The 312-nt window shown below is 38.5% G+C and carries 1 protein-coding gene; it reads right to left on the bottom strand.

Translation table 11 applies throughout. The annotated features are described in order from the left end of the window. The coding region (locus LIZ98_RS17780) for a DUF4277 domain-containing protein (protein WP_227203196.1) at positions 1–312 on the bottom strand (312 nt) is incomplete at both ends.

Raw genomic sequence — 312 nt, 5'->3', positions numbered from 1 at the left:
TTTTCAGTGCTTTCAGTGCGAGGGTAGAATAGACTTTCCATGCTTCGGCTTCATGCAAGTAATCTAATGCTCTTCCCAATGCATCATCATTCAATTGATCAGGTGAAATCGATGTATCGAAAAGCATCTCAGAATCTAGGGTTTGATAGAATTCATGAACCTTATAAAGGGGTTTGCCACTGCATAAAATGTTTAAGACAAGGGCTTTAATCCTTGTTCCGGGTGAGAGATGACAACGAACAGAATCCCATTTGACTAAATCATTAATGGTCTTTTCGAGTTCTATTTCATCACACAGTTTGGATAAAAGCT

Origin of the sequence: Caldibacillus sp. 210928-DFI.2.18 (genome assembly GCF_020554505.1) — a bacterium.
GTDB lineage: Bacteria > Bacillota > Bacilli > Bacillales > Caldibacillaceae > Caldifermentibacillus > Caldifermentibacillus hisashii.
Note: the sequence above shows the minus strand (reverse complement) of the source record. Positions and strands in the feature narration are given on the sequence as shown.